Source organism: Pseudarthrobacter cremeus (genome assembly GCF_051857465.1).
Classification (GTDB): domain Bacteria; phylum Actinomycetota; class Actinomycetes; order Actinomycetales; family Micrococcaceae; genus Arthrobacter.
The window spans coordinates 49,270-73,697 of sequence record NZ_JBPZHC010000011.1; the positions used below are offsets into that span (position 1 = coordinate 49,270).

Annotated in this window: 25 protein-coding genes and 1 riboswitch; of the genes, 12 read left to right on the forward strand and 13 right to left on the reverse strand. The window is 64.5% G+C overall.

Features of this window, described 5'->3' with window-relative positions; genetic code table 11:
* Nucleotides 1–81 precede the first annotated feature (81 nt).
* The 7 genes from ACS5PJ_RS18365 to purU form a co-directional block, all read right to left on the reverse strand.
* On the reverse strand, nt 82–1,179 hold the full coding sequence (locus tag ACS5PJ_RS18365) for a substrate-binding domain-containing protein (RefSeq protein ID WP_354146992.1): 1,098 nt from the start codon (nt 1,177–1,179) through the stop codon (nt 82–84).
* Nucleotides 1,180–1,228: 49 nt separating this feature from the next.
* Nucleotides 1,229–2,509 (reverse strand): multiple monosaccharide ABC transporter permease, encoded by a 1,281-nt coding sequence (gene mmsB, locus ACS5PJ_RS18370; protein ID WP_439436303.1) that lies wholly within the window; start codon nt 2,507–2,509, stop codon nt 1,229–1,231.
* A gap of 46 nt (nt 2,510–2,555) precedes the next feature.
* Nucleotides 2,556–4,115 carry a multiple monosaccharide ABC transporter ATP-binding protein gene (gene mmsA / locus ACS5PJ_RS18375; RefSeq protein WP_439436304.1) on the reverse strand — a complete coding sequence of 520 codons (1,560 nt, stop codon included), beginning with the start codon at nt 4,113–4,115 and terminating at the stop codon, nt 2,556–2,558.
* Between the two features lie 132 nt (nt 4,116–4,247).
* Nucleotides 4,248–5,438, reverse strand: a complete 1,191-nt coding sequence (locus ACS5PJ_RS18380; protein WP_439436305.1) for an ROK family transcriptional regulator — start codon at nt 5,436–5,438, stop codon at nt 4,248–4,250.
* Between the two features lie 91 nt (nt 5,439–5,529).
* Entirely contained in the window at nt 5,530–6,048 is a 519-nt protein-coding gene (locus tag ACS5PJ_RS18385; protein ID WP_439436306.1) for a gamma carbonic anhydrase family protein, read from the reverse strand.
* Between the two features lie 9 nt (nt 6,049–6,057).
* Nucleotides 6,058–6,762 carry a class I SAM-dependent methyltransferase gene (locus ACS5PJ_RS18390; RefSeq protein ID WP_439436307.1) on the reverse strand — a complete coding sequence of 235 codons (705 nt, stop codon included), beginning with the start codon at nt 6,760–6,762 and terminating at the stop codon, nt 6,058–6,060.
* Between the two features lie 28 nt (nt 6,763–6,790).
* Nucleotides 6,791–7,651: a formyltetrahydrofolate deformylase gene (gene purU, locus ACS5PJ_RS18395; RefSeq protein WP_439436308.1), complete on the reverse strand. Its 861-nt coding sequence runs from the start codon at nt 7,649–7,651 to the stop codon at nt 6,791–6,793.
* Nucleotides 7,652–7,693: 42 nt separating this feature from the next.
* Nucleotides 7,694–7,779: riboswitch (ZMP/ZTP riboswitch) on the forward strand.
* Nucleotides 7,780–7,925: 146 nt separating this feature from the next.
* Here purU and glyA point away from each other — a divergent pair.
* Both glyA and ACS5PJ_RS18405 read left to right on the forward strand, forming a co-directional pair.
* Nucleotides 7,926–9,224 (forward strand): serine hydroxymethyltransferase, encoded by a 1,299-nt coding sequence (gene glyA / locus ACS5PJ_RS18400; RefSeq protein ID WP_439436309.1) that lies wholly within the window; start codon nt 7,926–7,928, stop codon nt 9,222–9,224.
* A gap of 8 nt (nt 9,225–9,232) precedes the next feature.
* Complete coding sequence (locus ACS5PJ_RS18405) at nt 9,233–10,144, forward strand: bifunctional methylenetetrahydrofolate dehydrogenase/methenyltetrahydrofolate cyclohydrolase (protein WP_439436310.1); 912 nt, start codon at nt 9,233–9,235, stop codon at nt 10,142–10,144.
* Between the two features lie 88 nt (nt 10,145–10,232).
* Here the strand turns inward: ACS5PJ_RS18405 and ACS5PJ_RS18410 are convergent, their stop codons facing one another.
* Nucleotides 10,233–10,673, reverse strand: a complete 441-nt coding sequence (locus ACS5PJ_RS18410; protein ID WP_439436311.1) for a CHRD domain-containing protein — start codon at nt 10,671–10,673, stop codon at nt 10,233–10,235.
* A 148-nt stretch (nt 10,674–10,821) separates the two neighbouring features.
* Between ACS5PJ_RS18410 and ACS5PJ_RS18415 the strand changes: the two genes are divergently transcribed.
* The 5 genes from ACS5PJ_RS18415 to ACS5PJ_RS18435 are packed head-to-tail and all read left to right on the forward strand — an operon-like array spanning nt 10,822 to nt 15,044.
* Entirely contained in the window at nt 10,822–11,385 is a 564-nt protein-coding gene (locus ACS5PJ_RS18415) for a hypothetical protein (RefSeq protein WP_439436312.1), read from the forward strand.
* Nucleotides 11,386–11,395: 10 nt separating this feature from the next.
* Complete coding sequence (locus tag ACS5PJ_RS18420; RefSeq protein WP_439436313.1) at nt 11,396–12,229, forward strand: exodeoxyribonuclease III; 834 nt, start codon at nt 11,396–11,398, stop codon at nt 12,227–12,229.
* A 20-nt stretch (nt 12,230–12,249) separates the two neighbouring features.
* Entirely contained in the window at nt 12,250–13,290 is a 1,041-nt protein-coding gene (gene trpS / locus ACS5PJ_RS18425) for a tryptophan--tRNA ligase (protein ID WP_439436314.1), read from the forward strand.
* 4 nt (nt 13,291–13,294) lie between these two features.
* Complete coding sequence (locus ACS5PJ_RS18430; RefSeq protein WP_439436315.1) at nt 13,295–13,894, forward strand: 2'-5' RNA ligase family protein; 600 nt, start codon at nt 13,295–13,297, stop codon at nt 13,892–13,894.
* Nucleotides 13,895–13,949: 55 nt separating this feature from the next.
* Nucleotides 13,950–15,044, forward strand: a complete 1,095-nt coding sequence (locus tag ACS5PJ_RS18435; RefSeq protein WP_439436316.1) for a YihY/virulence factor BrkB family protein — start codon at nt 13,950–13,952, stop codon at nt 15,042–15,044.
* On the opposite strand, the gene ACS5PJ_RS18440 is transcribed toward ACS5PJ_RS18435, so the two are convergent.
* The 5 genes from ACS5PJ_RS18440 to sdhC form a co-directional block, all read right to left on the reverse strand.
* Nucleotides 15,001–15,774 carry an alpha/beta hydrolase family protein gene (locus ACS5PJ_RS18440; RefSeq protein WP_439436317.1) on the reverse strand — a complete coding sequence of 258 codons (774 nt, stop codon included), beginning with the start codon at nt 15,772–15,774 and terminating at the stop codon, nt 15,001–15,003. The two genes, ACS5PJ_RS18435 and ACS5PJ_RS18440, sit on opposite strands and share 44 nt — an antisense overlap.
* A gap of 99 nt (nt 15,775–15,873) precedes the next feature.
* Complete coding sequence (locus tag ACS5PJ_RS18445) at nt 15,874–16,656, reverse strand: succinate dehydrogenase iron-sulfur subunit (RefSeq protein ID WP_439436318.1); 783 nt, start codon at nt 16,654–16,656, stop codon at nt 15,874–15,876.
* Between the two features lies 1 nt (nt 16,657).
* Nucleotides 16,658–18,457: a succinate dehydrogenase flavoprotein subunit gene (gene sdhA, locus ACS5PJ_RS18450; RefSeq protein WP_439436319.1), complete on the reverse strand. Its 1,800-nt coding sequence runs from the start codon at nt 18,455–18,457 to the stop codon at nt 16,658–16,660.
* Nucleotides 18,458–18,562: 105 nt separating this feature from the next.
* On the reverse strand, nt 18,563–19,039 hold the full coding sequence (locus tag ACS5PJ_RS18455) for a succinate dehydrogenase hydrophobic membrane anchor subunit (RefSeq protein WP_439436320.1): 477 nt from the start codon (nt 19,037–19,039) through the stop codon (nt 18,563–18,565).
* Between the two features lie 3 nt (nt 19,040–19,042).
* Nucleotides 19,043–19,423, reverse strand: coding sequence for a succinate dehydrogenase, cytochrome b556 subunit (gene sdhC / locus ACS5PJ_RS18460; RefSeq protein WP_427173883.1), 381 nt, complete (start codon nt 19,421–19,423; stop codon nt 19,043–19,045).
* A 255-nt stretch (nt 19,424–19,678) separates the two neighbouring features.
* On the opposite strand from sdhC, the gene ACS5PJ_RS18465 reads away from it, so the two are divergent.
* From ACS5PJ_RS18465 to ACS5PJ_RS18485, 5 genes are all read left to right on the forward strand, one after another.
* The gene (locus tag ACS5PJ_RS18465) at nt 19,679–20,812 is read left to right on the forward strand and encodes a mannose-1-phosphate guanylyltransferase (protein WP_439436321.1); all 1,134 of its coding nucleotides are present in this window, start codon (nt 19,679–19,681) and stop codon (nt 20,810–20,812) included.
* Between the two features lie 101 nt (nt 20,813–20,913).
* Nucleotides 20,914–22,128: an amidohydrolase gene (locus ACS5PJ_RS18470; protein ID WP_439436322.1), complete on the forward strand. Its 1,215-nt coding sequence runs from the start codon at nt 20,914–20,916 to the stop codon at nt 22,126–22,128.
* A gap of 170 nt (nt 22,129–22,298) precedes the next feature.
* Nucleotides 22,299–22,733: a MarR family winged helix-turn-helix transcriptional regulator gene (locus ACS5PJ_RS18475; RefSeq protein ID WP_439436323.1), complete on the forward strand. Its 435-nt coding sequence runs from the start codon at nt 22,299–22,301 to the stop codon at nt 22,731–22,733.
* A 44-nt stretch (nt 22,734–22,777) separates the two neighbouring features.
* Nucleotides 22,778–23,209 carry an organic hydroperoxide resistance protein gene (locus tag ACS5PJ_RS18480; protein ID WP_439436324.1) on the forward strand — a complete coding sequence of 144 codons (432 nt, stop codon included), beginning with the start codon at nt 22,778–22,780 and terminating at the stop codon, nt 23,207–23,209.
* Nucleotides 23,206–24,231 (forward strand): NADP-dependent oxidoreductase, encoded by a 1,026-nt coding sequence (locus ACS5PJ_RS18485; RefSeq protein WP_439436325.1) that lies wholly within the window; start codon nt 23,206–23,208, stop codon nt 24,229–24,231. Before ACS5PJ_RS18480 ends, ACS5PJ_RS18485 begins: the two co-directional genes overlap by 4 nt.
* The last annotated feature ends 197 nt before the right edge of the window (nt 24,232–24,428 follow it).

The window sequence follows — 24,428 nt, forward strand, 5'->3', positions numbered from 1 at the left end:
CAGGGAGTGCCAGAGCGCTGGAAACAGCAGAATGCCCCCGGATCCTGTGCGGAGCCGGGGGCATTCTGGGGAAGCAGGGTGTTACTTGGTCAGCGGGCCAAGTACCGGATCGTCCACGTAGGCCGTCTTCACGTTGGCGGCGGTCACGATGACCGGCGGCAGCAGATAGGCGGGTACGGTCTTCACCGTGTTGTTGTAGGACTTGTCGTCGTTGACCTCAGGCTTCTTGCCGGCCTGGAGATCCTTGACCATGACAATGGCGTGCTCAACGAGCTTGCGGGTGTCCTTGTTGATGGTGGAGTACTGCTCGCCGGCGATGATGGACTTCACGGACTCAACTTCGGAGTCCTGTCCGGTGATGACCGGGATCGGCTTGCCGGCAGCCTTGACAGAGGTGATGGCGGCCCGGGCCAGGGTGTCATTCGGCGAAAGAACGCCGTCCAGGGAGGCTGACCCGTAGGAACCGGTCAGGAGGGTATCCATCCGGCGCTGGGCGTTCTCAGCCTTCCAGTCCTGCGTGACGGCCTTCTCGAACGTCGTCTGGCCGGACAGCACCTTCACCGTTCCGTCGTCGATCTTTGGCTTCAGGATGCTCATGGCGCCGTCGAAGAAGACCTTCGCGTTGGCGTCATCCGGGGAACCCGCCAGCAGTTCAATGTTGTACGGTCCGGCCGGCTTCTTGGCCTTCATCCCGTCCAGCAGGGCCTGGCCCTGGAGCACGCCCACCTTGAAGTTGTCGTAGGCCACGTAGTAGTCCACGTTGGGGGTGTTCAGCAGGAGACGGTCGTAGGCGATGATGGTGGCGCCTGCATCCTTGGCCTGCTGCAGCTGGGTACCCAGCTGCGAGCCATCCAGGGCGCCGACGATGATGACCTTCGCGCCCTTGGAGATCATTGCACTGATCTGGTTCTGCTGCTCAGCAACGCCGTTGTTGGCGAACTGGACTGTGGGTTTGAAGCCTGCGCTGGAGAGGCCGTCATTGAACAGCTTTTCCGCCAGGACCCAGTTTTCACTGGTCTTCTTGGGAAGTGCGACGCCGATGGCGGAGTCCTGTGCGAAGCCGCCCGTTCCACCGCTGGTGCCGGTGGCGCCGGGCTCGGCCCGTCCGCAGGCCGTCAGCGCCAATGCCGCGATCGCAGCTATCGCTGCTGCCTTTCCTGCTTTACCAATCATTCGCATTTCTTGGTCCACTTTCTTTTTAGGGGTTTTGTTCCGGAACCTGAACAGCTCAGGCATCCCGGGAAATGGTCTCTTTAGTGGAGGTGACCTCGTCCGGCTGCAGCGGGGAGCCCGCCCCGCTGGATGTGCGGAAGTTCTTCATCATCAGCCCGATGATCGATGCCCGTCCCTGCGACTTGTTGTAGACGTCGATGGCTACGGCTACCAGGAGCACCAGGCCTTTGATCATCGACTGCCAGTCGGCGCCGACGCTGAGGAGCTGCAGGCCGTTGTTCAGCACGGCCATGACCAGGCCTCCAACAATGGAGCCGATGACGGTACCCACACCGCCGGTCACAGCGGCGCCGCCGATGAAGACTGCGGCGATGGCGTCGAGTTCCCAGCCGGTGCCGTCCGAGGGGCCTGCGGAGGTGGACCGGGCCACGAAGATCATGCCGGCGAGCCCGGCGATGATGGACATGTTCATCATGACCAGGAAGTTGATCTTCTTTGACTTCACGCCGGAGAGTTCCGCCGCGTGGCGGTTGCCACCGACGGCGTAGATGTGCCGGCCGACCACCGTCTTGGAGGAGACAAAGCCGTAGATCAGAACCATCACCGCAAGAATCAGGCCCGGGATCGGGAAGGACGTGCCGGGGCGGCCGGTGGCGAACAGGTACGTGGCGAAGAGAATTGCGCCGCAGATCAGGACCAGCCGCAGGATCATCACCCAGGTTTCGGAAACTTCAGCTCCGAGGGCCTTCGCGGTGCGGCGGCGGCGGAGTTCGCTGTAGATAACGAAGGCGACGCCGGCGAGGCCCAGGAGCAGTGTCAGGTTGTTGTAACCGGTGCTCGGCCCGATCTCGGGGAGATAGCCGGCACCGATGTACTGGAACTCGCGCGGGACCGGAATGGAGTTGGACTGGCCTACAAACTGCTGGGCCCCGCGGAAGATCAGCATGCCTGCCAGGGTCACGATGAATGCCGGGATCCCCACATACGCAGTCCACCAGCCGTGCCATGCCCCGATGAGGGCGCCGAGGCCCAGGCCCAGCAGGATGGCCAGGAACCAGGGGATGCCCCAGTCGCGCATGGCGATGGCCACCACCATCCCCACGAAGGCAGCCACTGAGCCAACCGAAAGGTCGATGTGGCCGGCGATGATGACCAGCACCATGCCGATGGCGAGGATGAGGATGTAGGAGTTGCCGTTGAAGAGGTTGATGACGTTGCCCGGGGTGAGCGTGATGCCGCCTGTGAGCCACTGGAAGAGAACTATCAGAGCCACCAAGGCAAAGATCATCCCGAACTGGCGGGTGTCACCGCCGAAGAGTTTCTTGAGCGCGTTCATTATTTTCGGTCCTCGTATCTGGAAGGTTCTGGAAGGCTCCAGAGGATTAGGCGGCGGCTTTGCGGGCGGAGGTCATGAGCTTCATCAGGCTTTCCTGGCTCGCTTCCTCTTTGTCGAGCACGCCGGTGATGGCGCCCTCGAAGATGGTGTAGATCCGGTCGGAGAGCCCGAGCAGTTCAGGCAGCTCGGAGGAAATCACAATCACGCCCTTACCCTGGTTGGCGAGTTGCTGGATGATGCCGTAGATCTCGTACTTGGCTCCGACATCGATGCCGCGGGTGGGTTCGTCCAGGATCAGCAGTTCCGGGTCCGTGAACATCCACTTGGCCAGGACAACCTTTTGCTGGTTCCCGCCGGACAGCTTGGCTACCCCTTCCTCCACGGACGGAGCCTTTGTCCGAAGTGACTTCCGGTACTGCTCAGCGACTTCAAACTCCTTGTTGGTGTCCACGACGCTGCGCTTGCTGATCTTCTCCAGGTTCGCCGAGACCGTGGTGGTTTTGATGTCGTCGAGCAGGTTCAGGCCCAGGGATTTCCGGTCTTCGGTGACGTAGCCGAGGCCGGCGTCGATGGCTTGGTGAACATTTTTGAGTGTCACTTCCTTGCCATGCATGTAGATCTGTCCGGAGACAAAGTGGCCGTAGGACCGGCCAAAGACGGAACGGGCCAGCTCGGTGCGGCCTGCCCCCATGAGCCCTGCGAATCCCACAATCTCCCCGCGCCGTACGAAGAAGTTCGAGTTCTTGCAGATCATCCGGTCCTGGATCTGCGGGTGTGCCACGTTCCAGTTTTTGACCTCGAAGAACACTTCGCCGATCTTGGGCGTGTGGTCCGGGAAGCGGGACTCCAACGCCCGTCCCACCATGCCTTTGATGATGCGGTCCTCGTCAACGCCGTCGGCCTTGACATCCAGGGTTTCGATTGACTTTCCGTCACGGATGATCGTGATGGAGTCGGCGATCTGCTCGATCTCGTTCAGCTTGTGCGAAATGATGATCGAGGTGATGCCCTTGCCCTTGAGGCCCAGCATCAGATCCAGCAGATGCTGTGAGTCCGACTCGTTCAGCGCCGCCGTGGGTTCGTCCAGGATCAGGATCTTGACTGACTTGTTCAGCGCTTTGGCGATCTCCACCAGCTGCTGCTTGCCAACGCCGATTTCCTTGATCGGGGTTGCGGGGTCCTCGCGCAGGCCCACCCGGGCCAGCAGCTCGGTGGAGCGCAGCCGGGCCTCTGCCCAGTCAATAACGCCGCGCTTGGTGGGTTCGTTGCCCAGGAAGATGTTCTCCATGATGGAGAGCTCCGGGATGAGTGCCAGCTCCTGGTGGATGATCACGATTCCGGCATGCTCGCTGGCCCGGATATCCCGGAACTGCTGAACCTGTCCCTGGTAGACGATGTCGCCGTCGTAGGTGCCGTAGGGGTAAACGCCGGAAAGCACTTTCATCAGCGTGGACTTGCCGGCGCCGTTTTCGCCGCAGATGGCGTGGATTTCGCCGGCTTTGACGCTCAAGCTTACTTCGGAGAGTGCTTTGACGCCGGGAAACTCCTTGGTGATGGAGCGCATCTCCAGGATGACCGGGTCGGTGTGCGTGGTGTGGGACGTCATTTTGCCCTTACGCCTCCAATGCATGACTTCTTTGTCCGCCCAGCAAAGCGCGGGGGCGTCTGATGAAAAAGTAAACTTGATCACACGGGTTGTCGTCAAGTCTTGAACGCAATTACCGGATAACAACTTGGTCTACATGCGCCGGATCCCGGCGTGTTGGAATACCAGTGCTGCCGCTCCGAGTGCCTCCGCACGGTCCCCCAGCGAGGACATTGTCAGTGTGGTGGTCTCGCCGATTACGGGCACGGCATGCCGGATCAGCCCGCGCCGGATGGGGTCCAGGAGCACGTTACCCAGCCCTGCCAGGGGCCCGCCCACCACGATGACTTCAGGGTTGATCAGGTTCGCCACATTGCCCAGCGCCCTGCCCACGGCCAGGCCCGCGTCATCCACAACCCGCAGTGTTGCCGAGTCGCGGGCGAGGGCCTTGGCGACGATGTCGGCGGGCGTGAGCGGCCGGTCCTCACCGCGGCTGAGGAGTTCGATCATGGTGGTGGTGGAAGCTATGGTTTCCAGGCAGCCGCGGTTGCCGCACCGGCACACGAGGCCCTGTTCGTGGATGGTCGCGTGGCCTATTTCGCCGGTGATCCCCACATGGCCGTAGTAGGGCGCGCCGTTGAGGATCAGTCCTGCTCCGATGCCTGAGCCGATCTTGAGGAACATCAGGTTGCTGACGCCGGTGTGTGGCCCCCAGGTCACTTCGGACCAGGCGCCCAGATTGGCGTCGTTGTCAACGAACACGGGCATTTGGAGGGTGTCCTCCAAGTGCTGGAGGATGTTGATCCCCACCCATTCGGGCAGGATCGCGCCTTGCGCGACGGTGCCCGTCCGGCGGTCGATGGGCCCGGGAATTCCAACGCCGGCGCCCACCACGGCGCTGCGTTCCACGGCGTTTTCGCTGAGCAGTTTGTCCAGCAGTACGACGGCCGCCTGGATGCCCTCCTCCGATTGATGCCCCAGCGGAAGCATCACTGATTCCTCGGCGATCACGTGGTAGCTCAGGGATGCGAGAACCACGCGGAGGTGGCGCCGGCCGAAGTCGATTCCCACGGCAACTGCGCCGTTGCTGTTGAGCCGTACGTTCAGGGCCCGGCGGCCCGAGCTGGTGATCGGTTCGGTGGAGGCCAGTCCCGAGTCCTGCATCACTTTGACGATGTTGGAGACGGTGGCAGTGGACAGTCCGGTCTGGCGTGCCAGCTCGGCCTGAGTGGACGGGCCGCTCATCAGGGTCTCGATGATCCGCTGCTGGTTCAGTTGCCTGAGGGCGGACTGGGACCCGGGATTTTTAGGCTTGCTCCTCGCTGAGCGCGATGTGGCGGACATGAAAAGAAGATTGCCCTATTTTGACGCTTGTAGTCAAGAAGTTAACGCAGTTGTCTTCCTGCGGCCGTGGTCGGGTGAGCGGAATCCGCGACTAACCGTGCAGTTCCCGGTGCGCGCGGGCCAGTTCCACATACCGCGCGGCGTTCTGCTTCACGCCGTCGAATTCCTCGTCGGTGAGTTCCCGCCTGACCTTCGCCGGGACGCCGGCCACCAGCGAGCGCGGCGGCACGACGGTCCCTTCCAGGACCACCGCGCCGGCTGCCACGAGCGAACCGCTGCCGATCACCGCGCCGTTGAGCACCGTGGCACCCATGCCGATGAGGCAGTCATCTTCCACGGTGCACCCGTGGACGACGGCGGCGTGCCCCACGCTGACGCCCGCCCCGACGGTGCAGGGGAAGCCCGGGTCCGCGTGCAGCACCACGTTGTCCTGCAGGTTGCTGCCCGCGCCCACGCTGATGGCAGCCGTGTCAGCCCGGACTGACACGCCGTAGAAGGCGCTGGAGTCCTCCGCAAGGGTTGCCTTGCCGATGATCGAAGCCGTGGGGGCGATGAAGGCGGATTCGTGGACGGCCGGAGTGTTGCCGGCGAAACTGTGAAGGGGAGCCATATGCCCAGCCTAGGACACGGGCCGGGACTGCGGGGGAGGGGAGCCCGGGGTGCGGAGGATCAGGAACTGGTAGTGCTGCGTCCAGTGGCCGGCCCCGGGACCGGACTCGGCGCCTTCGCCTTCGGGCCAGGAGACGAAGTCCTCGATGGCACCGTGCCGGCCAAAGACGTTGAGTACCGTCGCGTCGCTCCGCCTGCTGAAAAACCGGCGGGGTCCGGCGTCGTCCTCCGGGTTCAGGACCTCTTCGTCCTCACCGGACCACAGGCCGACGGCGATGGGTGCGTTGGGTCCCGTCACGCGGACCAGTTCGCGCATGACCCGGTCGATGTCACTGGCGGGGATGTGCAACAAGGTGCTCATGGTCCACACCGCCGGGAAGGCGCCGTCAGCGAAGGGAAGCTGCCTGGCGCTGGCGACCGTTACATCCAGGCCCTTCGCCCTCGCCCGCCGCACGTATTCCTCGGACAGGTCCACGCCCGTGTAGTGGATGCCCGCCCGGACGAACTGCAGGCCGTCCAGCCCCGGGCCGGAACCGACCTCAAGGACACTGTGGCGGCCTTCAGCCTTCAGCAGGCTGATGAAACGGTCGCGTTCGTCGGCCCTCCGCGGGGTGGGGGGATGTTCCGTGCCCGACGCCGCACGGCGGTTGTAGAAGTCAGCGAGGCGCCTCTCGCTTGCCGGCTCTTCCGCCCCGGCCTCAGCCCCTGCATCCACGGTTGGCCCCCATCCATTGGCTGGTCGGTCAGTTAAAGACCACGGTCCGGTTGCCGTCCAGCAGGACACGGTGCTCGGCATGCCACTGGACAGCCTGGGCCAGGGTGCGGCCCTCCACGTCCCGGCCCATCTGGACAAACTGTTCCGGGGTCCGGGCGTGGTCCACCCGGATGACTTCCTGCTCAATGATGGGTCCCTCGTCCAGGGCCGCAGTCACATAGTGGGCTGTTGCCCCGATCAGCTTCACGCCGCGGGCGTGGGCCTGGTGGTACGGCCGGGCACCCTTGAACGACGGCAGGAACGAGTGGTGGATGTTGATGGCCTTGCCGGTGAGCTCGGCGCAGAGATCATCGGAGATGATCTGCATGTACCGGGCCAGGACCGTCAGTTCGATGTCATGTTCAGCCATGAGGGCGCGAAGCTTGTCCTCTGCCTGGGACTTGGTGTCCGGTGTGACGGGAATGTGATGGAAGGGGATGCCGTAGAACCCGGCAAGCCCTGCGAGGTCCCGGTGGTTGGAAACAATGGCGGGGATCTCGATGGGCAGCGTCCCGGAGCGCTGCTGGAAGAGGATGTCGTTCAGGCAGTGCGCGGACGTGCTGGCCATCAGCAGCGTCCGCACCTTCTGGCCCACGGCGTTCAGGCTCCACTGCATTCCGAACGCCTCTGCAACGGGCTCAAGGGCTGCGTGGAGTTCGGCGCGGCCCGAAGGCGTGGTCACCTCCACGCGCATGAAGAAGTTTCCGGTGGCGGGGCTGCCGTACTGCTGCGAATCCGTAATATTGCCGCCGGCCACCAGCAGGGCGCCGGCCACCGCATGGACGATCCCGGGGCGGTCCGGGCAGGAAAGGGTCACTACAAAGGCTTGGTTCAGCTGCGCATCACTCACGCACACCAGCGTACCCGCGCCGGGTGCGCGCTTTTGGTAGTCTGGTGGCGTCGCAACTGGCGTTGGGTGGCTAACCACCAGGGAGCGGCAATCACGAAGACCACGGATCGTACGCCTGGGCCGAGGGTCATGTCTTGCCGGAAAGAGCTGTAGGCCTTCAGGGTCCGCAGCACTGTCCTGTGCACCATCGCACCCTGACATCAGGGGGACAGTGTCCAGTGCCAGCCGGTAGCCTGACCTTAGCAGTGCCCGTATCCCTAGCCAGGAGTTTTCCGTGACCTCTACAGCCACCACAACAGCCGAAGTCAGCAATCAGCCGCTGGCCGAGCTTGATCCTGAAATCGCCGCAGTCCTCGCCCAGGAACTTGGCCGCCAGCGCGGCACCCTGGAAATGATCGCGTCCGAAAACTTCGCCCCGCGCGCCGTGATGGAAGCACAGGGCTCCGTCCTGACCAACAAGTACGCCGAGGGCTATCCGGGCCGCCGCTACTACGGCGGCTGCGAGTACGTGGACATCGCCGAGCAGTTGGCCATCGACCGCGTGAAGGCACTGTTCGGCGCCGAGTTTGCGAACGTCCAGCCGCACTCCGGTGCACAGGCCAACGCCGCCGCGCTATCCGCGATGATCACCCCCGGGGACAAGATCCTGGGCCTCTCCCTGGCCCACGGCGGACACCTGACCCATGGCATGAAGCTGAACTTCTCCGGCAAGCTGTACAACGTCGCCGCCTACCAGGTGGAGCAGGACTCCTTCCGCGTGGACATGGACAAGCTGCGCGAGCAGGCCATTGCCGAGAAGCCCCAGGTCATCATCGCCGGCTGGTCCGCCTACCCCCGCCACCTGGACTTTGCAGCCTTCCGCTCGATCGCGGACGAGGTGGGCGCCCTGCTCTGGACCGATATGGCGCACTTCGCCGGACTGGTTGCAGCAGGCCTGCACCCGAGCCCGGTGCCGCACTCCGACGTCGTGACCTCCACTGTGCACAAAACCCTCGCCGGCCCGCGCTCGGGTGTCATCCTGGCCAAGCAGGAGTGGGCCAAGAAGATCAACTCCAACGTGTTCCCGGGCCAGCAGGGCGGCCCGCTCATGCACGTCATCGCCGCCAAGGCCGTGGCCTTCAAAATCGCCGGCACCGAGGAATTCAAGGAGCGCCAGGAGCGAGTCCTGGAAGGCGCGAAGATCATCGCCGACCGACTCAACCAGGCTGACGTCGCCGAAGCAGGCGTCTCTGTCCTCACCGGCGGCACCGATGTGCACCTGGTGCTGGTGGACCTGCGCAGCTCGCAGCTGGACGGCCAGCAGGCCGAGGACCTCCTGCACTCCGTGGGAATCACCGTGAACCGCAACGCCGTTCCCTTCGACCCCCGTCCGCCGATGGTTACCTCCGGCCTGCGGATCGGCACCCCGGCCCTGGCCACCCGCGGCTTCGGCGCCGAGGAGTTCACCGAAGTCGCCGAGATCATCGCCACCGCGCTGAAGGCCGGCTCCGCCACGGATGTTGAGGCCCTGCAGTCACGTGTCGACAAACTCGCCGCCGACTTCCCCCTGTACCCGCAGCACGAGCAGTGGTGAACCCGTCTATGGCGCAGACCGCGAAGATCCTTGACGGCAAGGCAGCCGCTGCCGCCATCAAGTCCGAGCTGGCCGAGCGCGTTGCTGCACTGAAGGCCCGCGGAGTCACCCCCGGCATTGCCACTGTCCTCGTTGGTGCTGATCCTGCCTCGCAGCTGTATGTGTCGATGAAACACAAGCAGTCGGTGGAGATCGGGATGAACTCGATCCAGCGTGAGCTTCCGGCCGATGCCACCCAGGCCCAGGTGGAGGCCCTCATTGACGAACTCAATGCGGACCCCGCCTGCCATGGGTACATTGTGCAGCTGCCCCTGCCCAAGCACCTGGACACCGACGCCATCCTCGAGCGGATCGACCCCGCCAAGGACGCCGACGGCCTCCACCCGACCAACCTTGGCCGGCTGGTGCTCAACGTCAGCGGCGAGATCACCTCGCCGCTGCCGTGCACACCCCGCGGCGTCATCGAGCTGCTGGAGCGCAACGGCTACAGCCTCGCGGGCAAGCACGTTGTGGTGGTCGGACGGGGCGTCACGATCGGGCGCACCATCGGCCTGCTGCTCACCCGCCGCGCCGTCAACGCCACCGTCACGCTCACGCACACCGGCACCGGAAACCTCTCGGAGCTGTTGCGGCAGGCTGACGTCATTGTCGGCGCGGCGGGCGTCAAGCACATCGTCAAGGCCGCGGACGTGAAGCCGGGCGCTGCCCTGCTCGACGTCGGCGTCACCCGTGAGACTGACCCCGGGACCGGCAAGAGCAGGGTCCACGGCGACATCGATCCCGCCGCCGCCGAGGTGGCGGGCTGGATTTCGCCGAACCCCGGCGGCGTCGGACCCATGACCGTGGCGCTGCTGATGACCAACGTGGTTGAGGCCGCGGAACGCCAATTGGCACAGAAAAGCGGCCCGGGAACCGCCTGAATCCAACACAGGACCAGTAACGCCCGACGGCGGCACGCAACCTTCTACGCGGGGGCGCGTGCCGCCGTCGGACTTTTCGGAGCGGAATCTACTTCAGCTGGCCGCGGATCTCCCCGGCAGGGAAGTCGGCATTGTGCACATTGACGTAATCGGCGCCCGGGTCCGCTTCGATGGCGGACAGCACCGCCTCGGCAGGAGTGGTGCACGCATCAACCGTCCAGTCGGTTCCGGCGCCTACAGTCAGCGGAACAACAACCGGGCCGGCTACGTTGCGGGCAGCAACGTGGATATGGGCTGCCGTGGCGGGAGCGGACAGCCCGCGGACAGAGAGCGTGTAGCAGAGCTCGTCGCCGTCGATGGTGTAGCTGAAGGATCCGCCTGCCCCGGTATGGACTGCCGCGGCTTCCTGGCCCGTGTTGAGCGGAATGGCGGCGTCGCCGCCCTGTTTCGCGTCGGCGGGGGCGCTGATGCCCATGAGGGAGACGATGGCTGCGGCGACCGCGGCTGTCCTGAACCCGTGACTTTTCATGATGTGTCCTCAGATAGAAAGTTGAATTTCCACCCCTAGCGCGATTCACGCTACGCCCCGGCCTGATCAGGCACAATAGCGTGGCGGGAGCTGTTCGCCGGGGGTGGAAGGTGCGATTGCACCCTGCGGCGTTTGAGACAATGGACCCATGCGATCTCTGAGTAATCCTCAATCCCCGTCCGGCCGTGCCAAGGGCGGCTTCTCCATGCTGCGGATCAGCGGCCCGGGAATGATGGTCTTTGTGGTCGCCTTCATCGTGGCCGTGATCTTTGCCGCCAACCAGAACGACGTCGTCGGTTGGGTGGTCGCGATCATCGCCGGCTTCTGGCTCGCGCTCGCCGCCTTCGTGGTCTTCAGCATCCAGAAGGCAGCCAAAAAAGCCGGGGCCAAGCTGACGGAAGCCCAGAACGCCTTCAACAGCGCGGCCGGCCGTGCGCCGTCGTCGTCCTCTGCCGACCATGGCGGCACCCGGGTGGTGTCCGAGCGCACCGAAGCCGACGAAGTCCGCGACCTCAAGCTGGACCACTCGTTCAAGATCGTGCAGGTGCAGATCCGCGTGGTGGAGCAGGAACGTGCCAAGGGAGCGGCCGGGGACCAGGAGACCATCCGCCGCGCGCTGGAGACCATCGAGATCACCGCCACCAACGCCCGGGACATGATCCGCTCCGCCGGCGGCACCGGCGACCCGGTCAGTGGAACCATCATCGACTAGAGTAGAGCGGGTGAGCTCGGCATTGAAGAAGGACCACCTTCGCATCGCATCCGTCAACGTCAACGGCCTCCGCGCTGCCTACAAGAACGGCATGGCGGCCTGGCTGGAGCCGCGCGGGGTCGATATTCTTTGCCTCCAGGAGGTACGCGCCCCTGACGCAATCGTCCGCCAGCTGCTCGGCGAGGGCTGGCATATCCTGCACGCCGAAGCCGAAGCCAAGGGCCGCGCCGGCGTCGCCATTGCCTCCCGTGAAGAACCCCTGGAAACCCGCAACGGCATCGGCGATGACTACTTCGCCACCGCAGGACGCTGGGTCGAGGCGGACTTCCGGGTGTATGACGCCTCCGGCACCGCCAGCCAGCTCTCCGTGGCCAGCGCCTACGTGCACTCCGGTGAAGTGGGCACCCCCAAACAGGAAGACAAGTTCCGCTTCCTCGACGTCATGAGCACCCGACTGCCGGAACTGACCAAGCACAGCGATCATGCTTTGGTGGTCGGCGACCTCAACGTGGCCCACACGCCCAAGGACATCCGGAACTCCAAGGGCAACGTCAAGAAGGCCGGCCACCTGCCCGAAGAACGCGCGTATTTCGACCGCTTCTTTGGCGAGGAAATCGGCTGGCACGACGTCCACCGCAACCTCGCCGGCGACGTCGACGGTCCCTACACCTGGTGGTCCCAACGCGGCAAGGCGTTCGACAACGACACCGGCTGGCGCATCGACTACCACCTGGCCACCCCCGCCCTCGCCGCCGCAGCTTTCTCGGCAGTGGTGGACCGGGCGCCATCGTGGGACACACGCTTCTCTGACCATGCCCCGCTGGTAGTGGACTACCGGCTCTAGCCCTTAAGGTTTCCAAGCGAATGACCAGCACAACCTCACCCGGCCGCAAGCGCATCCTTTCCGGCGCCAAGCCCACGGCAGACTCCCTCCACCTGGGCAACTACATCGGTGCTGTCCGCAACTGGGTGGACATGCAGTCCGCCTACGACGCCGTGTTCTTCATCCCCGATCTCCACGCCATTACCGTGGACTTCGATCCGGCGGAGCTGACCAAGCGGACCCGCGTGGTGGCGGCCCAGTACATCGCTGCCGGCATTGATCCGGACAAGAGCATCTTCTTCGTCCAGTCGCACGTGCCCGAGCATGCCCAGCTGGCGTGGGCGCTGAACTGCATCACCGGCTTCGGCGAAGCCTCCCGGATGACGCAGTTCAAGGACAAAAGCCAGAAGTCCGGAACGGACGCCGCCACCCTCGGACTCTTCGCCTACCCCACCCTGATGGCCGCGGACATCCTGCTGTACCAGACTGACCTGGTGCCGGTGGGGGAGGACCAGCGCCAGCACCTTGAGCTGACCCGGAACCTCGCCCAGCGGTTCAACACCAGGTTCGGCGAGACGTTCACGGTGCCCGAGGCCACCATCCTCAAGGAAAGCGCCAAGATCTACGATCTCCAGAATCCCGGCGCCAAGATGTCCAAGACAGGGGAACAGGCCAGCGGCTCCATCCAGCTGCTGGAGGATCCCAAGATCGCGGCCAAGCGCATCAAGTCCGCGGTGACGGACGCCGGCACCGAGATCCGGTTTGATCCGGAGGAGAAGCCGGGCGTGTCCAACCTGCTGACCATCTACTCGTCGCTGACCGGCAAGTCCGTGGCCGAGCTTGAAGCCGAATACGCAGGCAAGATGTACGGCCACCTGAAGGTGGACCTCGCCGAGGTGATGGTTGAGTTCATCACTCCGCTGCGGAACCGCACCAACGAGCTGATGGCGGATCCGGCCGAACTGGACCGCCTGCTGGCGCAGGGCGCAGAGCGTGCACGGGAGATCGCCTCGGTCACCCTCGGGAAGGTCTATGACCGCTTGGGCTTCCTGCCTTCCCTGAGCCTGGCGGGAGTCCGCTAAAGCAATGCCGGCCGTGAGTAAAGCCAGCGAGGGAATGAGCGTAGGAGTCATTCTGGGGTTTCCCCCTGCCATCGCTGAAGAACTCCAGCGCTGGCGGGCCTCCTTCGGGGATCCCATGGCGGGGATTGTGCCTGCACACATCACGCTGGTGACCACTACGCCCACCGATGACTGGGAGGCGACCCGCGAACACGTCCGCAGTGTTGCCCGGCGCCAGGCACCTTTTATGGTCACCGTCGCCGGTACCGGCTCCTTCCGTCCGGTCTCGCCCGTGGTCTTTATCAACGTGGAGGACGGCTTCGGGGAATGCGTTGACCTGCACGAAAAGCTCCAGACCGGCCCGCTCGAACGCGATCTCCCGTTTTCGTACCACCCGCACGTGACCATTGCCCACGATGTTGCCCCCGAAAGCCTTGACGAAGCCGAAACGGTGCTGAAGGACTATAGGGCCACGTTCCCTGTGGTTAGCATGGGACTTTACGAGCACGATGCCGATGGCATCTGGCAGCTACGGGAAGAGCTGGACTTTGGGACCGAAACTGACGACTACGAAGGCCCCAGGGGCACCGAAACAGTCGAGGACGCAGACGCCAACGCCGGCTGAGCCACCGCTCCCCACGGAACAGGCACGGCTCAAGCTCGCGGTCATCCAGAAGCGGATGGCGTGGGGTAAAGCCAGAAGGTCCGACGGCGGCCCGGTGGCAACGCTGCTGGCGTTGTTCGCCTGGCTCCTTGCCCGGCTCAACGCCTTCCGGCCGATGCGCGCCTGGCAGCACTACAACCTCCAGCACGGCCCGCTGTTGAGTGCAGGCATCGGGTTCCGGATGTTCTTTTCCATCACCGGCCTGCTGGCCACCGGATTCTCCATCGCAGGTCTGGTGCTGCGGGGTCAGCCGGCCCTTCTGGATACGATCATTGGCAGCGTTGCCCAGAGCGCACCGGGCCTCCTCAAAGTCGGCGGCAGCGACGGCCTGGTGGACCCCAAGGACCTGCTGAACCCGGACGGGCTGGGCTGGACCGCTGTCATTGCTGCCGTGGTCACCGTCATCACCTCGCTGGGCTGGATCGACGGGCTGCGGAACGGGCTGCGTGGCGTAATGCAGCTTCCGCCCCTGAAGATCAACCCGGTCCTCATCAAACTGCGTGACGCCGGGACTCTCCTGCTGTTGGGCGTCGCGCTGGTGATCAGCGCCGGAGCTTCCCTCATTTTCGGCACCGCCGCCGGCTGGGTCGCCGATTTCCTTCAGCTGGACGAGGCTGTGGCCGGCCCGCTGACCACCCTGATCAAGATCGGTGTGCCCCTGACGCTTAACTGGGTGACGGCGGTCATCATGTTCCGCCTGGCCGGGGGCCTCAAGCTGTCCAGGCGTGCGCTTTTGGAAGGCACCATCCTGGCCGGGGTGGGGACGGCCGCCCTGCAGGTCTTCAGCACCGAACTGCTGGCCGGGGCGGGGCGGAACCCCATCCTGGCGCCGTTCGCCATCATCATCGGCCTGCTGATCTGGTTCAACTTGGTCAGCCAGGTCTACCTGGTCGCGGCCGCCTGGTCCGCTATCCGCGATGAAGACCTCAGGAGCGCGCCCGCCCACGACAATGCCCTGTTGGGCGCCCGCCAGGTCCAGCCCGGGAAGGTTCCAGTGGACAGGCCCGCCGGTTCGGCGGGCGCCCCTGTGACTTCAGCCGGCAGTCCCGCTGCGGTGACGCCGGTGACTACTGCCCGGCGTCGAGGTATTGCTCGGCCCAGGCAGAAATGATCCGGGCGGCGCGCGCCGCCTGGCCCTTGCCAGTCAACAGGTGATCGCTGCCTTCAAGGGACACGAAGTTCCGGGGGTGCCGGGCCGTCTGGAAGATGGTGCTGGCGTTTTCGATGCCTACGGTGTTGTCCGTGGGGGAGTGCATCACCATCAGGGGCTTGTGCAGCTGCCGGATGCAGTCGGTGAGATCGGCATTCTCCAGGTCCTCCACAAAATGCTTTCGGATCTCCACACGCTTCCCGCCGCCGAGATTAACCTCCGCGCTGCCTTCGCTGAGGATCTTGTCCAGCGCTGCGTCAAAGACGTGGGCCACGTGCTTCGGCGAGAACGGCGCACCGACTGTTGCGACGGCGTCGAGCTCCGGGATCTGGCGGGCGGCCGAAAGTACCGCGGCCCCGCCGAAGGAGTGGCCCACCAGCAGGGAGATGGCCTTGCCCTGGGCGCGCATGAATTCTGCGGCTTTGACGGTATCCGCAACCTTATGGCTGAACGATCCGGCGGCCCACTCGCCCGCGGACCCGCCCAGCCCGAGGTTGTCGAAGCGGAGCATGCCGATTCCGGTGTCGGCCAGGGCCTTGCACATCCGCGACGCCGACGGGCTGTCCTTGCCCAGGGTGAACCCGTGGGAGAAGACGCCCCATCCCCGGACGGAGCCCTCCGGCAGATCGATGATGCCGGACAGGAGCTCGCCGGTGGAGCCTTCGAAGCTGACCTTTTCGGAACGGGACATGGTGCACCTTTCAGATACAGCAACGCGGGGTCACTCCGCGCCCAATAAACACGGTTTATCGGGCGCGGAGTGACCCCGCGTTGCTCAGGCTCGGTAAGACTAGATCTTGCGGGAGAGAATGGCCTGCTTGACTTCGGCAATCGCCTGCGTGACCTGGATGCCGCGGGGGCATGCTTCGGTGCAGTTGAAGGTGGTGCGGCAGCGCCACACGCCTTCCTTGTCGTTGAGGATCTCCAGGCGCATGTCGCCTGCGTCATCCCGTGAATCAAAGATGAAGCGGTGTGCGTTGACGATCGCGGCCGGGCCGAAGTACTGGCCGTCGGTCCAGAACACCGGGCAGGACGACGTGCACGCGGCACAGAGGATGCACTTGGTGGTGTCGTCGAAGCGTTCACGGTCCTCGGCGGACTGCAGGCGTTCCTTGGTGGGCTCGTGGCCCTTGTTGATCAGGAACGGCATGACTTCGCGGAACGACTGGAAGAACGGCTCCATGTCCACGATCAGGTCCTTCTCCACCGGCAGGCCCTTGATCGGCTCAACCGTGATGGGCTTGGACGTGTCCAGGTCCTTCAGGAGGGTCTTGCAGGCAAGGCGGTTGCGGCCGTTGATGCGCATGGCATCGGAACCACACACGCCGTGGGCGCAGGAGCGGCGGAATGAGACGCTGCCGTCCATTTCCCACTTGACCTTGTGCAGGGCGTCCAGCACACGGTCGGTGCCGTACATGGTGACCTTGAAGTCGTCCCAGGTGGCGTCCTCGGACACCTCGGGGTTGTAGCGGCGCACGCGAAGGGTGACGTCAAACGTCGGGATCTCGCCCCCGCCACCCACGTGTGCGGGCAGTTCGATCTTGGATGCTGGTTCAGCAAGTTCGGCTGACATCTTAGTACTTCCTCACCATCGGCTCGTAGCGGGTAAAGACAACCGGCTTCGTGGCCAGGCGGATTCCGGCGATTGCTTCTGCCGATCCGTCCGCCGGGGCGTGGTGGTCCTTGTACGCCATGGAGTGCTTCATGAATTTTTCGTCGTCGCGCTCGGGGAAGTCCTCGCGGAAGTGGCCGCCGCGGGACTCCTCACGGTGCAGGGCTGCCACGGTCATGACCTTGGCCAGCTCCAGCAGGAACCCGAGCTCAACGGCTTCGAGCAGATCCAGGTTGAAGCGCTTGCCCTTGTCCTGGACGGTGATGTTCTTGTACCGGGCTTCGAAGGACTCGATGTCCCGGAGCACCTGGTTCAACGTGTCCGCCGTGCGGAACACCTGCATGTTGGCATCCATGGTGTCCTGGAGTTCCTTGCGGATCAGGGCCACTTTCTCGGTGCCGGTGCCGTTGCGGGCAATGTTCAGCAGCTCGATGGTGTAAGCCTCGGGGTCCTCGGGGAGTTCCACGAAGTCGGCCGTCTTGGCGTATTCCGCTGCAGCGATGCCGGCGCGCTTGCCGAACACGTTGATGTCCAGCAGGGAGTTGGTGCCCAGACGGTTGGAACCGTGTACGGACACGCAGGCAACCTCACCGGCGGCGTAGAGGCCCGGGACGATGGTGTCGTTGTCCTGCAGGACTTCGGTGGTGATGTTGGTGGGGATGCCGCCCATGGCGTAGTGCGCCGTCGGGAAGACGGGGACCGGCTCGGTGTAGGGCTCCACGCCCAGGTAGGTGCGGGCGAACTCGGTGATGTCCGGCAGCTTGGCATCGATGTGGGCCGGCTCCAGGTGAGTCAGGTCCAGGAGGACGTAGTCCTTGTTCGGGCCGCAGCCGCGGCCTTCGCGGACCTCGTTGGCCATGGAACGCGCCACGATGTCACGGGGCGCAAGGTCCTTGATGGTGGGGGCGTAGCGCTCCATGAAGCGTTCACCCTCGGAGTTACGCAGGATGGCACCTTCACCACGGGCTGCTTCGGAAAGCAGGATGCCCAGGCCGGCCAGGCCTGTCGGGTGAAACTGGAAGAACTCCATGTCCTCCAGCGGGATGCCGCGGCGGAACGCGATGCCCATGCCGTCACCGGTGAGGGTGTGGGCGTTGGAGGTGGTCTTGAAGACCTTGCCGGCGCCGCCGGAGGCGAACACCACGGACTTGGCCTGGAACACGTGCAGCTCACCGGAGGCGAGGTCATAGGAGACGACGCCGGCCACGCGCTTCTGCTTGTAGGGCGTTCCGTCCTCGCGGACGGCGTCCTCTTCAACGGTCAGCAGGTCCAGGACGTAGTACTCGTTGTAGAACTCGACGTTGTGCTTGACGCAGTTCTGGTACAGGGTCTGCAGGATCATGTGGCCCGTGCGGTCTGCTGCATAGCAGGCGCGGCGGACGGGTGCCTTGCCGTGGTCACGGGTGTGCCCGCCGAAGCGGCGCTGGTCGATCCGGCCTTCGGGCGTGCGGTTGAACGGCAGGCCCATCTTTTCAAGGTCCAGCACGGCGTCGATGGCTTCCTTGGCCATGACTTCGGCAGCGTCCTGGTCAACCAGGTAGTCGCCGCCCTTGATGGTGTCGAAGGTGTGCCATTCCCAGTTGTCTTCCTCGACATTGGCAAGGGCCGCACACATGCCACCCTGCGCCGCACCGGTGTGCGAGCGGGTGGGGTAGAGCTTGGTCAGTACTGCTGTTCGTGCGCGCTGACCGGATTCGATCGCGGCGCGCATGCCAGCGCCACCGGCACCGACGATGACGACGTCGTACTTATGGACCTGCATACTTGGCGCTCTTTCTCTCAAAATTCGCAATAAAACAACGGGCGGGCGTTGCCTGCACCGCAAAACACTGCCCGCGGCCCACCGCGGGCAACAGACGTGTGGGGGCTACGCGGGGCAGAAGCCGCCAGGCAGCGGAACACCGTCAACCATGGGGCACGGGTTGAAGGTGAAGATCACCAGGGTGCCAAGGACGATGATCACGGTGGTGGCCGCGTAGAGGACGATCTTGAGCCAGAGACGGGTGGAATCCTTCTCGGCGTAGTCGTTGATGATGGTGCGCACGCCGTTGGTGCCGTGCAGCATGGCCAGCCACAGCATGGCCAGGTCCCAGACCTGCCAGAACGGGTCAGCCCACTTGCCTGCGACAAAACCGAAGTCGATGGCGTGGATGCCTTCGCCCACCAGGAGGTTCACGAACAGGTGGCCGAAGATCAGCACAACCAGGACCACGCCGGAGAGGCGCATGAACAGCCACGCCAGCATTTCGAAGTTGCCCTTGTTGGCACCGTTGCGGCGGTACTGGGGCGAAATCTTCCCGCTGCTGGTCTTCCCGCTGCGCGGGTTTTCAATCGTTGCAGTCATTGCTTAGTGACCTCCGAGCGCAAGGGAAAGATGGCGGATGGAGAAGCCGACCATAACGATCACCCAAAGGGCCAGTACGGTCCACAGCATCTGGCGCTGGTACTTGGCGCCCTTCTTCCAAAAATCGACGGCGATGATCCGGAGGCCGTTAAAGGCGTGGAAAACAATCGCGGCAACAAGGCCCGTTTCACCCAGGGCCATCAGCGGGTTTTTGTACGCCCCGATCACAGCGGTGTACGCCTCCGGGGATACACGCACTAATGAGGTGTCCAGCACGTGGACCAACAAGAAGAAAAAGATCACTACACCGGTAATTCGGTGTCCTACCCAGGACCACATGCCTTCACGGCCGCGGTACAAGGTGCCAGCTGGTTTTGTCGGCACTGATAAACCTCCCTGCAACACAGCGGCGCTGGCATGAGATCCACGCGGGGGGAACGCCTGCTGCGAGAGCACTCGTAGCTCAGAGCCTAAATCTAGGCTTCGCTCATAGCTTATTCAATTTAGGAACTCCTTGGTGACCCGCAATGCCCGGTTTTGCCGTCAATTGAGACTAAGGACACAATTTTGGGGCCGGTTAGCGGGGGCCGGGAGCTTCACGGAAGGGGACTTCACTGCCGGTCAGCTAAAGTAGCGGTGATGAGTACAGACAAAGTGACAAGCCCGGATTCAGCCCTTAGCCGCTTTATTGCGGTGATTCCGGCAGGCGGAGTGGGGACCCGCCTCTGGCCCCTGTCACGAGCCGCCGCTCCCAAGTTCCTTCACGATCTCACCGGTTCTGGCAGCACTTTGCTGCGCGCCACCTACGACCGCCTCGAGCCCCTGGCCGGCAGGCGTGTCCTGGTAGTGACCGGGACGGCCCACCGGGCCGCGGTCTGCCGCCAGCTGCCCGAGGTTCAGGAATCGGACCTCATCCTGGAGAGCGAGCCCAAGGATTCCGGCGCCGCCATTGGCCTGGCAGCTGCCATCCTGCACCAGCGCGACCCGGACACCATCATGGGTTCCTTTGCCGCGGACCACGTCATCAGCCCGGACAGCCTCTTCCAGGACGCGGTCCGCCAGGCCATCCACACGGCAGCTGCCGGCAAGATCGTGACGATCGGCATCAAGCCCACCCATCCCTCCACCGGCTTTGGCTACATCCGTGCCGGCCGGGGGCTCAACATCGAAGGCGCACCCACCGCCCAGGCAGTGGTGGAATTCGTGGAGAAGCCTGACGAAGAAGTAGCCCAGCAGTACGTGGACAGTGGCGAATATGTCTGGAACGCAGGCATGTTTGTGGCACCCGTGGCGCTGATGCTCAAGCACCTTGAGGCCAACCAGCCGGAGCTGTTCAAGGGCCTGCAGGAAATTGCCGAGGCCTGGGACACCCCCTTGCGCGATGAAGTGACAGCGAGGGTCTGGCCTACGCTGCCCAAGATCGCCATCGACTACGCCGTGGCAGAGCCCGCGGCTGCCGCAGGCGACGTCGCGGTTGTGCCGGGCACCTTCCGTTGGGACGACGTCGGGGACTTCGCCTCCGTAGGCCGGCTGAACAGTGCACGCGAAGTTGACGACGTCACAGTCATCGGCGATGGCGCGCGGGTCTTCACGGAAAATGCCAGTGGCGTGGTGGTGTCGGACACCAAGCGCGTTATTGCCCTGATCGGCATCAAGGACGTGGTCATCGTGGACACCGGAGATGCCCTGCTGGTCACCACCAAGCAGCACGCCCAGCGGGTCAAGGGTGCGGTTGACGCGCTCAAGGCCAGCGGCGATACCGACGTTCTGTAGCCTGCATGGTTCCGTGGCTCCTGCAGGGGAGCCGCGCGGCACATTCTGTAACGAGCCAGCCGTGATGACGCTATTCCGTGGACTCTCGCTAGAGTAAATGAGTGCGAAATTACACTACTGAAGCCGAGCCCACCACATTAGTGAGGCCATGGCTGGAGCCGCTCCTCCCGGAACTGATCACCTTCCGCCGGGATCTCCATGCGCACCCCGAGCTTTCCTTCAAGGAATTCCGCACCACTGACAAGCTGGTGGAGCGCCTCGAGGCGGCCGGCCTGGCGCCGCGACGGCTCGAAGGCACCGGGCTCACGGTCGACATCGGGGAAGGCCCCATCGCCACCGCGCTGCGCGGCGATATCGACGCCCTGCCGATCATCGAGGAGACGGGGCTGCCGTTTTCCTCCAAGAACCATGGCGTGACGCATGCCTGTGGCCACGACGTCCACACGGCCACGATGCTGGGTGTTGCACTGGTGCTGCAGAGCATGCACGAGGAGTCCCCGCTTGGCGGGACCGTACGGATCATCTTCCAGCCGGCGGAGGAAACCATGCCCGGCGGTGCCCTGTCCTGCATCGAGCAGGGCGTCCTGGACGGTGTCCCGCGAATATTCGCCCTGCACTGCGACCCCAGGATCGACGTCGGAAAAATCGGTACCCGGATCGGTGCCATCACGTCCGCCTCGGACACCATCAAGATCGAACTGAGCGGACGCGGCGGCCATACGTCCCGCCCGCACCTGACCGAGGACCTCGTCTTCGTCCTGGCTCAAATCGCCGTCAACGTCCCTGCCGTTCTTTCCCGCCGAGTGGACGTCCGCAGCGGAGTGTCCGTGGTGTGGGGCCAGATCAACGCCGGATCAGCCCCCAACGCCATCCCCGGAACGGGCTTCATGGCCGGCACCATGCGCTGCCTTGACCGCGATGCCTGGCACGATGCCGGAGAGCTTCTGGACGAAGTCGTCAAGCAGGTGGCCGCCCCCTACGGAGTGGATGTGCACCTGGAACACACCAGGGGAGTCCCGCCCGTGGTCAACTCCGAGCACGAAACGGCGCTCATCGAGGCCGCGGCCCGCGCGGAAATCGGTGAGAGCGCAGTGACGCTGACGCCGCAGTCCATGGGCGGCGAGGACTTCGCCTGGTTCCTTGCCGAGTTGCCCGGTGCCATGATGCGCCTCGGCACCAAGACCCCCGGAGGCGAAGAGTACGACCTGCACCGCGGCGACTACATCGTGGACGAACGCGCTCTCGGCCTGGGCATCCAGGTCCTCACGGCAGCGGCCCTGAGGACCATCCGTGACCTCGAAAGTCCAGGGCTCTGACCGCAGCCGGCTAACCATCGCCCGGCTTACTGCCCGCAGACGCGAGCGGACACCTCAAGCCCCATCCTGTGGGGCCGAGGTGTCCGTTCGCACTTAACCGCCGACCCGTCAGTCGCCGCCCCAGGCGGGGTAAGTTGTGCACAACTGAATCGTGCACTATCGTTATAGGTGTGACTGACGCCCCCCGACTCGACCGCCAGGTCTGCTTTGCCCTGTACTCCGCCTCCCGCGCTGCCACGGCGGTATACCGCCCCGTGTTGGAAGACCTCGGCCTGACCTACCCGCAGTACCTGGTGATGCTGGTGCTCTGGGAGGCGGAGCCGCGCGGGGTGAGGGAGCTCGGGGAGGAGCTGGGCCTGGATTCGGGCACGCTGTCGCCGCTTCTCAAGCGGCTTGAAGCGATGGGTCTGGTGGAGCGGCGCCGGTCCGGCGAGGACGAGCGCCGGGTTGCCGTCCACCTCACGCCTGCCGGACGCGCGCTCAGCAGCAAAGCCAGCGGGATCCCGCAGCATCTGGCGGACGCCGCCGGACTCTCGGCCGACGAACTTGAACAGCTCCGTACCACGTTGGAACGGCTCACCGAAGCCCTCCACCGAACCCGCTGACCACACAGATTTCCAGTATCGACCTCCAACAGGACGGACCAATCATGAAGACTTTGTATACAGCCGAAGCCCTGGCCTCCGGCGAAGGCCGCGACGGCAACGCACGCACCAGAGATGGAAAGCTGGATGTCACCCTCGCCAGCCCCGTGGAACTGGGCGGAAACGGGCAGGGCACCAACCCTGAGCAGCTCTTTGCCGCCGGCTATGCGGCCTGCTTCCACTCGGCCCTCCGCCTTGTGGGGCGGAAGGAACGCGCCGACCTCACCGACTCGGCCGTGGCCGCCAAAATCCACTTCGGCGCCCTGGACGAAGGCGTGGGCTACGGCCTGGCCGCGGAACTGGAGATCGCCGTGCCGGCCCTCGACCTTGCCACGGCTGAGGCGCTGGTGGCCAAGGCGCACCAGATCTGCCCCTACTCCAACGCCACCCGCGGCAACATGACCGTCGATATCAAGATCCTGGAGTTCTCCGCATGAGCACCACCACTGAAACCCTTCCCCGCACCTCCCGCGAGATCCAGCTCGCCTCGCGACCGCACGGCCGGCCCGTCCCGGAAAACTTCCGCTTGGCCGTGTCGGCCCTGCCGGAACTGCAGGACGGCCAGGTCCTGGTCCGCAACCTCTTCATTTCCGTAGACCCCTACATGCGCGGACGCATGAATGACACCAAATCGTACTCAGCGCCGTTTGCGCTGGATGCAGCGCTCGACGGCGGCGCGGTGGGTGAGGTGATAGCGTCCCGGGCCGAAGGGCGCAAGGTGGGGGACGTCGTCGTCCATCAGCTGGGCTGGCGTGAATTCGCTGTTCTGGAGGCCGATGCCACGGCGGTTGCCCGCACGGACCTCGCCCCGGCGTCGGCATTCCTGGGGGCCCTGGGTATGACCGGCCTGACCGCCTACGCCGGCCTGCTCAAGGTTGCGGAGTTCAAGCCCGGCGACGTGGTGTTCGTTTCCGGCGCCGCCGGTGCCGTTGGCTCGCTCGTAGGCCAGATCGCCAAAGCCATGGGTGCTTCCCGTGTTATCGGCAGCGCCGGCACCCCGGAAAAAGTGGCGCGGCTCCTGGAGCTCGGCTTCGACGCCGCGTTCAACTACCGCGACGCGCCGGTCCGCGAGCAGCTCAGGGCCGCAACGGACGGCCGCGGGATTGACGTCTACTTCGACAACGTTGGCGGCGACCACCTGGAAGCCGCCCTCGCCGAGCTCAACGTGGGCGGCCGGGTGGCCATGTGTGGGGCCATCGCACAGTACAACGCCACGGAACCCTCCCCGGCTCCGCGGAACCTCGCGCTCGCGATCGGCAAGCAGCTCACGCTCCGCGGCTTCCTGGTGGGAGGGCAGCGTCAGCACCGTGCCGAATTCTTCGAGAAGATGTCCGCATGGCTGGCGGACGGTTCAGTCCGTTACGACGAGACGGTGGTGGATGGCCTGGTCAACGCACCGCAGGCGTTTATGGATCTGCTCGACGGGGCAAACACCGGCAAGATGCTGGTACGCCTCTAAGCTGCCATTGCCGGTGCAGCAACGGTTTGCCTACCCGTTGGTAACAAGTTCTCAACAATCTCTCCGTTCAGCACCCGTGCGTGGTACAGGACGTGGCGCAGCCCACTAAAGTGACTTGCATCAGTGCGCTCCGGCGCAGTGCTGCGAAGCCCTCAGTGAAAACAGAATTTCAGTGTAGAAACGGACACTCATTGAAT

Coding starts and splice junctions, on each gene's coding strand:
- ACS5PJ_RS18435 (WP_439436316.1), top strand. CDS start 13,950: ATGGCGTGGGGTAAAGCCAGAAGGTCCGACGGCGGCCCGGTGGCAACG.
- ACS5PJ_RS18485 (WP_439436325.1), top strand. CDS start 23,206: ATGAGCACCACCACTGAAACCCTTCCCCGCACCTCCCGCGAGATCCAG.
- ACS5PJ_RS18385 (WP_439436306.1), bottom strand. CDS start 6,048: ATGGCTCCCCTTCACAGTTTCGCCGGCAACACTCCGGCCGTCCACGAA.
- ACS5PJ_RS18480 (WP_439436324.1), top strand. CDS start 22,778: ATGAAGACTTTGTATACAGCCGAAGCCCTGGCCTCCGGCGAAGGCCGC.
- ACS5PJ_RS18410 (WP_439436311.1), bottom strand. CDS start 10,673: ATGAAAAGTCACGGGTTCAGGACAGCCGCGGTCGCCGCAGCCATCGTC.
- ACS5PJ_RS18465 (WP_439436321.1), top strand. CDS start 19,679: ATGAGTACAGACAAAGTGACAAGCCCGGATTCAGCCCTTAGCCGCTTT.
- ACS5PJ_RS18440 (WP_439436317.1), bottom strand. CDS start 15,774: ATGTCCCGTTCCGAAAAGGTCAGCTTCGAAGGCTCCACCGGCGAGCTC.
- trpS (WP_439436314.1), top strand. CDS start 12,250: ATGACCAGCACAACCTCACCCGGCCGCAAGCGCATCCTTTCCGGCGCC.
- ACS5PJ_RS18380 (WP_439436305.1), bottom strand. CDS start 5,438: ATGTCCGCCACATCGCGCTCAGCGAGGAGCAAGCCTAAAAATCCCGGG.
- mmsB (WP_439436303.1), bottom strand. CDS start 2,509: ATGAACGCGCTCAAGAAACTCTTCGGCGGTGACACCCGCCAGTTCGGG.
- sdhA (WP_439436319.1), bottom strand. CDS start 18,457: ATGCAGGTCCATAAGTACGACGTCGTCATCGTCGGTGCCGGTGGCGCT.
- ACS5PJ_RS18430 (WP_439436315.1), top strand. CDS start 13,295: ATGCCGGCCGTGAGTAAAGCCAGCGAGGGAATGAGCGTAGGAGTCATT.
- ACS5PJ_RS18405 (WP_439436310.1), top strand. CDS start 9,233: ATGGCGCAGACCGCGAAGATCCTTGACGGCAAGGCAGCCGCTGCCGCC.
- ACS5PJ_RS18445 (WP_439436318.1), bottom strand. CDS start 16,656: ATGTCAGCCGAACTTGCTGAACCAGCATCCAAGATCGAACTGCCCGCA.
- ACS5PJ_RS18365 (WP_354146992.1), bottom strand. CDS start 1,179: ATGCGAATGATTGGTAAAGCAGGAAAGGCAGCAGCGATAGCTGCGATC.
- ACS5PJ_RS18455 (WP_439436320.1), bottom strand. CDS start 19,039: ATGACTGCAACGATTGAAAACCCGCGCAGCGGGAAGACCAGCAGCGGG.
- ACS5PJ_RS18415 (WP_439436312.1), top strand. CDS start 10,822: ATGCGATCTCTGAGTAATCCTCAATCCCCGTCCGGCCGTGCCAAGGGC.
- mmsA (WP_439436304.1), bottom strand. CDS start 4,115: ATGACGTCCCACACCACGCACACCGACCCGGTCATCCTGGAGATGCGC.